The following is a 5,167-nucleotide window of genomic DNA, read 5'->3' as shown; positions in this document are numbered from 1 at the left end:
CGCGCTTGGCACCGAGGCCTGGGCCACCGAGGACGGCGCCAGCGTGCTCGGCTACAACAGCTATGCGCAGGCGGTGAACTCCACCGTGCTCGGCTCCAATGCCTGGGTCACCAAGGATGCGCAGAACAGCGTCTCGCTCGGTTCCGAATCGNNNNCAGCGACGGCGTGGTGCACGCCGCCAACACCCGCCAGATCGCCAACGTCGCCGCCGGCACCGAGGACACCGACGCGGTGAACCTGGCCCAGCTCAAGCAGACCGGCCTGGTCGACGGCGACGGCAACGCGCTGGCGGCGGTGACCTACGACAGCGGCAGCGACGACGGCAAGGTGACCCTGGCCGGCGCGAACGGCACCGTGCTCGCCAACGTGGCGGCCGGCACGCAGCACGGCGAGGCGGTCAACGTCGAGCAGTTCGAGTCGCTGGCGGCGAGCATCGGCGGCGGCATCTCGATGGGCGCCAACGGCATGATCGGCACGCCGACCTTCACCATCCAGGGCAGCAGCTACTTCAACGTCGGCGACGCCTTCAACGCGGTGAACAACAGCCTCGACGGCCTGAAGGACAGCCTCGCCGACCTCGGCGAGCAGGTGGGCCAGATCGGCAGCGGCATCCCGTCCGGCAGCGGCAGCGGCATCGCCGTGGGCGACGGCAGCGTGGCGAAGGACGGCGGCGACATCGCGATCGGCAACGGCGCCGTGATCGGTGCGGACAACAGCACCACCATCGGCACCGGCGCCACCTCGTCGGCCAATGCGACCGGCTCGGTCACCGTGGGCGCCGGCGCCAGCAACGACGCCGCCTCCGGCACCGCGCTGGGCCAGGGCGCAAGCGTCGCGGCCGGCGCCGACAACGCCGTCGCGCTGGGCGCCGGCTCGGTGGCCGACCGCGCCAACACGGTGTCGGTGGGCAGCGCCGGCCACGAGCGGCAGATCGCCAACGTGGCCGCCGGCACCGCGCCGACCGACGCGGCCAACGTCAGCCAGGTGGACGAGGCGCTGGTCACGGCCAAGAGCTATGCCGACGCCGGCGACCAGAAGACGCTGGGCCAGGCCAAGTCCTACACGGACTCGAAGCTGGCCAACGCCGTCAGCAGCACCGACTTCAACTCGTTCCGCAATCAGGTCAGCGACCAGTTCCACACGGTCAACACCCGCCTGGACCGGGTCGGCGCGATGGGCACGGCCATGGCCGGCATGGCCGGCGCGATCGCCGCCGCGCCGGGCACCGACAACCGCGTCAGCGCGGCGGTCGGCGGCTATCACGGCCAGGGGGCCCTGGCGGTGGGCTACGCCAAGCGCATCCCGGGCAACGGCAGCGTACTGGTCGGCGGCAGCATCGCAGGGGGCGGTGAGGCCACTGGCACGGTCGGCGTCAGCTTCGGCTGGTAACGGCCTGACGACGGCCCGGCCCTTCCGGCCGGGCCGTGTTTGCTCCACAACACCACGAGATCGGGGAAACCACACATGTCCGAACGTTGCATCCTCACACGCGCCGCCCTGGCCGCAGCCCTGCTGCTGGCGATGCCGGCCGCCTTCGCCGCCACCGCGCCGGCCGTCAACGCCAAGGTCAACGCCGGCGCGCTGCAGGCCAGCGGCCGCTACGACCGCTTCATCGTCACCTACCGCGCCGGCAGCACCGAGCGCGCCAGCCGCAGCGCCGTGGTGCAGGGCATCGGCGCCGCGATCGGCCGCGCCGGCATGAACCGCACCACCCTCGGCGCCAACGGCAAGCCCGCCGCCGCGCTCGGCGTGAACTACCAGCGCAAGCTGGCGATCGGCGCCGACCTGGTGCGCACCTCGCGCAAGCTGTCGGCGGCCGAGGCCTCCACCCTGATGCGGCAGATCGCCGCCGATCCCGCGGTCGCCCGCGTCGAGCCGGACGCGATGATGCACGCCGTGCGCGACATCCAGGCGCCCGCCACGCTGAAGCCGGCGGCACTGCTCACCGGCGCGCCGAACGATCCCTACTACGCCAAGTACCAGTGGCACTTCAACAACCCGAGCGGCGGCGCCGACGTCGAGAAGGCGTGGCAGGTGGCCGACGGCGACGGCGTCACCGTGGCCGTGCTCGACACCGGCATCACCCAGCACGAAGACCTCGACCTGTCGCTGGCCGACGCCGGCTACGACTTCATCACCGACGCGTTCATCTCCGGCCGCGACGCCGACGGCCGCGTGGCGGGCGGCTGGGACACCGGCAGCTGGACCACCGAGGAGCCGTGGAAGAGCGAGTGCACCGACGCCAGCAACCCGCCCGAGCCGAGCAACTGGCACGGCACCCACGTGGCCGGCAACATCGCCGAGCTGACCGACAACGGCGTCGGCATGGCCGGCGTGGCGCACGCCGCGAGGATCCTGCCGGTGCGCGTGCTGGGCCACTGCGGCGGCATGACCTCCGACATCGCCGACGCCATCGTGTGGGCCTCGGGCGGCCACGTCGACGGCGTGCCGGACAACCAGCACCCGGCGCAGGTGATCAACATGAGCCTCGGCGGCGGCGGCGCGTGCAGCGCGGACGACGTCACCGGCCAGGCGATCGCCGGCGCGATCGCGCGCGGCACCACCGTGGTGGTGGCGGCCGGCAACAGCAACGCGGACGCGGCCAACTTCACCCCCGCCAGTTGCCCGGGCGCGATCACCGTGGGCTCCAACGGCATCACCGGCAAGCGCGCGTACTACTCCAACTACGGCTCGGCCGTGACCATCGCCGCACCGGGCGGCGGCGTCTACAAGAACGACGCCAGCAGCGGCGAGGTCGCCAATCCGGAAGGCTTCTCCTGGTCCACCGTCAACGACGGCGAGACCGTGCCGACCACCGCCGACTACGGCGGCATGGCCGGCACCTCGCAGGCCACGCCGCACGTCGCCGGCACCGTCGCGCTGATCCTCGGCGCCGCCAGGGACGCCGGGCTGGACACGCCGACGCCGGCGCAGATCAAGACCATCCTGACCACCACCGCGCGGCCGTTCCCGGTCACCATCGACAAGCCGATCGGCGTGGGCATCGTGGACGCGCTCGCCGCGGTGGACAACGTGCTGGGCGTGGAACCGCCGGCCGAGACCGTCACTGCGCTGACCAACGGCCAGTTGCTGGGCGGCCAGACCGGCGGCACCGGCGCCACCGCGCTGTACTCGATCGCGGTGCCGGCCGGCGCGAGGAACCTGAGCCTGCGCACCATCGGCGGCAGCGGCGACGTGACGATCTTCGTCGCCACCGGCGCCGCGCCGGCGCTCGACGGCTCCGGCGCGCAGTACAAGTCGGCCAAGCCGGGCAACAACGAGGCCGTGGTGATCGCCCGGCCGCAGGCCGCCACCTACTACGTGCGCGTGGTGGGCGTGGCCGCGTATGCCGGCGTCTCGGTGCTGGCCAACTACCAGTTGTAAGGAGCATCGCCTCACGGACGGAGATCGGGGCCCCGGCGCAAGCCGGGGCCCTTGCTTTCGGGGCATCGCCCCGCATTGCCCGGATCGATCGCCACGGTCACAATCATAGGCATCGACTATCACGACCGCGGCCCATGAACCTGCGCGACCTCCAGTACCTCGTCTCGCTGGCCGAGCATCGCCACTTCGGCCGCGCCGCCGAAGCCAGCTTCGTCAGCCAGCCCACCCTCTCCACCCAGATCAGGAAGCTGGAGGACGAGCTTGGCGTGGCGCTGGTGGAACGCACCCCGCGCAAGGTGCTGCTGACCGAGACCGGCCGCGAGATCGCCCGCCGCGCGCGCGGCGTGCTGGCCGAGATCGACGAGATCAAGGCGATCGCCCAGCGCACCCGCGACCCGGAGGCCGGCCGGCTGCGGCTGGGCATCTTCCCCACCCTCGGCCCCTACCTGCTGCCGCACCTGGTGCCGCTGGTGCGCAAGCACTTCCCGCGGCTGGAGCTGCTGCTGATCGAGGAGAAGACCGAGCAGGTGGTGAAGATGCTGCGCGAGGGCTCGCTCGACGTCGGCGTGCTCGCCCTGCCCCTGCACGAGGACAGCCTGCACGCCGAGTTCCTGTTCGAGGAGCCGTTCGTGCTGGCCGTGCCGGACAGCCACCCGCTGGCGCGGCGCAAGGGCCGGCTCAAGCTGGCCGACCTGGAGGACGAGAGCCTGCTGCTGCTGGAGGACGGCCACTGCCTGCGCGACCAGGCGCTGGAGGTGTGCCAGCTCGCCGGCGCCGGCGAGAAGGTCGGCTTCCGCGCCACCAGCCTGGAGACGCTGCGCCAGATGGTGGCCGCCAACGTCGGCGTCACCCTGCTGCCGACGCTGGCGGTCAAGCCGCCGATGGCGCGCACCGACAACGTGCACCTGATCGAATTCGCCGGCCACGCGCCGAGCCGGCGCATCGCCCTGGTGTGGCGCAAGAGCTCGTCGATGGGCGCGTTCCTCGAACGCTTCGCCGACGTGGTGCGCAGCCTGCCGGCCGACCTGCTGCGGCCGTCGGTCGCGACCGCATCGGCGCAGGCGTGACGCCGTTGCGCCGGCTCGCGCTGATCGGCCTGGTGCTGCTGGTGGGCTGGGGCGCGCTGTCCCACTGGAAGCACCGCGCGCTGGCGCAGCCGCCGGGCGTGCTCGCACCGGACGAGCCGCAGCAGGACGAAGCCGGCGCCGGCAGCACGCTGCAGCGCGGCGACACCGCGCTCGCCACCCGCGCGCATTTCGCGCTGACCGCACGGGTGCTGTCGCGCAAGGACTACCACGACGCCGGCGCCGCCCTCGCGCCGCTCGACCTCGCGCTGGGCTGGGGGCCGATGTCCGACAGCACGGTGCTGAAGGACATCCGCATCAGCCAGTCCGGCCGCTTCTACTGGTGGCACGTCGATGCGTTCCCGATCCCGCGCCGCGCGATCGAGACGCACAGCGCCAACATGCACCTGATCCCCGCCGACGACGGCGTGCGCGACGCGCTCGACCGCATCCGCCCCGGCCAGCTACTGCACCTCGAAGGCTTCCTGGTGGACGCCAGCCGCCCGGACGGCTGGCAATGGCACACCTCGATGACCCGCGACGACACCGGCAACGGCGCCTGCGAACTGGTCTACGTCGAGCGCGCCGAAGCGGTGGCGCCCTAGCCCGCAAGCCGCAGCGCCGCGCTTGCTCCCCGCCGCAAGCGAACGCCTTCGTCACCGGCCATCGCGGTCACGACCATCGCAACCGCCTCGACTGCTATCACCGCCCCAAGAAAC

The 5,167-nt window shown here is 72.4% G+C and carries 4 protein-coding genes; all 4 read left to right on the top strand.

The window, feature by feature from the left end; translation table 11 throughout:
• Positions 1-155 precede the first annotated feature (155 nt).
• Positions 156-1,389: YadA-like family protein (locus ASG87_RS21165; RefSeq protein ID WP_268761796.1), on the top strand; the 1,234-nt coding region annotated here is incomplete at its 5' end.
• A 75-nt stretch (positions 1,390-1,464) separates the two neighbouring features.
• Complete coding sequence (locus tag ASG87_RS03950) at positions 1,465-3,384, top strand: S8 family peptidase (protein WP_056001149.1); 1,920 nt, start codon at positions 1,465-1,467, stop codon at positions 3,382-3,384.
• A 134-nt stretch (positions 3,385-3,518) separates the two neighbouring features.
• Complete coding sequence (gene oxyR / locus ASG87_RS03945; protein WP_056001146.1) at positions 3,519-4,451, top strand: DNA-binding transcriptional regulator OxyR; 933 nt, start codon at positions 3,519-3,521, stop codon at positions 4,449-4,451.
• A complete protein-coding gene (locus tag ASG87_RS03940; protein WP_235499558.1) occupies positions 4,448-5,053 on the top strand; it encodes a hypothetical protein in 606 nt (201 codons plus the stop codon). The genes oxyR and ASG87_RS03940 overlap by 4 nt, the downstream gene beginning before the upstream one ends.
• The last annotated feature ends 114 nt before the right edge of the window (positions 5,054-5,167 follow it).

Origin of the sequence: Frateuria sp. Soil773 (assembly GCF_001428405.1) — a bacterium.
Taxonomy (GTDB): Bacteria; Pseudomonadota; Gammaproteobacteria; order Xanthomonadales; family Rhodanobacteraceae; genus LMSL01.
The sequence above is the reverse complement of the archived record's forward strand: the minus strand, read 5'-3'. Positions and strand labels throughout refer to the sequence as shown.

Coding starts and splice junctions, on each gene's coding strand:
- ASG87_RS03950 (WP_056001149.1), top strand. CDS start 1,465: ATGTCCGAACGTTGCATCCTCACACGCGCCGCCCTGGCCGCAGCCCTG.
- oxyR (WP_056001146.1), top strand. CDS start 3,519: ATGAACCTGCGCGACCTCCAGTACCTCGTCTCGCTGGCCGAGCATCGC.